Consider the following 1,291-nt stretch of genomic DNA (forward strand, 5'->3'; position numbering starts at 1 on the left):
GGACTTCCTATATTAGACTGGACATAAAGATGAGAGAATATGTTAGTTAGTTTGAATCTTAGCACTTATGAGAAGAAAATCTAAACATTACACCTTAGAATTTAAACAAAAAGCAGTCGAGTTAAGTTATGCCAAAGGCAATGTAAAACAAGTATGCGAGGATCTGGATATATTTCCATCAGTACTTTACCGTTGGCGTAGGGAGTTAAAAGATTACGGTAAAAACAGTTTTCCAGGTCGGGGTAACCCTAAAATGACAGATCAAGAAAAAGAGATAGCTCGATTAAAAAAGGCATTAAAAGATGCCGAAATGGAACGTGACATCTTAAAAAAGGCCATCAGCATCTTCTCCTCGAGCGACAAGAAAAATTCAGGTTTATAAAGCAGCACCTTATGAGATTTCCTGTCGAGATGATGTGTCAAATATTAAAGGTAAGTAAAAGCGGCTATTACCATTGGTTGCAATCAGGACCAAGTAAATTATGGTTGGAAAATCAAAAGTTAACCACGCTTATTAAATCTATATTTAAAGATAGTTTTCAGAGCTATGGTTCACCCAGAATAAAAACAGAACTGGAGACATTAGGCTATAAAATATCAAAGCCCAGAGTAGCTCGTATTATGAGTGCTAATTACTTGTTTGCAAAACGGAAACGTAAGTTTAAAGCAACCACAGATAGTAAACATAATTACCCAATAGCGCCTAATTTATTAAACCAATGCTTTGGAGTAAGCAGACAAAATCAAGTTTGGGTAAGTGATATTACCTATATCAAAACCAAACAAGGTTGGCTATACCTAACTGTCATTATTGATTTGTTTAACCGTAAAGTTGTTGGGTGGGCACTAAGCGACAATCTAAGCGCAGAGGATACTATTATGAAAGCTTGGCATATGGCCATAAAGAAAACAGCTTTAACCCAGCCTTTAATATTTCATTCCGACCGAGGCATACAATATGCCAGCCATAAGTTTACCTCTTTAATTAAAAGTTACAATGGCTTAGTAAATCAATCTATGAGTCGTAAAGGTAATTGCTGGGATAATGCTGTTGCAGAATCGTTCTTTAAGTCATTAAAAGTAGAATGGGTTTATAGGCACAATTATAAGTTAAGATCTGAAGCTGAGTTATCGATCTTTGGATGGATAGAAACCTGGTACAATAATAGAAGAAGACATTCCTTTTTAGGGAATAAAACTATAAGAGAATTTGAATTAGACATGTATAACCTTAATCTAGCAGCTTAGTCATTCAACTAATTGTCCAGTTTTTTGTTGCAAGTCCAGATTT

1 protein-coding gene is annotated in these 1,291 nt (G+C 35.0%); it reads left to right on the forward strand.

Annotated features, from left to right (window positions below; genetic code table 11):
• The first annotated feature begins 67 nt into the window (after positions 1 to 67).
• Positions 68 to 1,248 (forward strand): IS3 family transposase gene (locus tag P278_RS04710; RefSeq protein ID WP_152973888.1). Its coding sequence is split into 2 segments (ribosomal slippage): positions 68 to 323 and positions 323 to 1,248, totalling 1,182 coding nucleotides; the frame shifts between segments, so codons are not numbered across the junction.
• The last annotated feature ends 43 nt before the right edge of the window (positions 1,249 to 1,291 follow it).

Source organism: Zhouia amylolytica AD3 (assembly GCF_000511935.2).
Taxonomy (GTDB): domain Bacteria; phylum Bacteroidota; class Bacteroidia; order Flavobacteriales; family Flavobacteriaceae; genus Zhouia; species Zhouia amylolytica.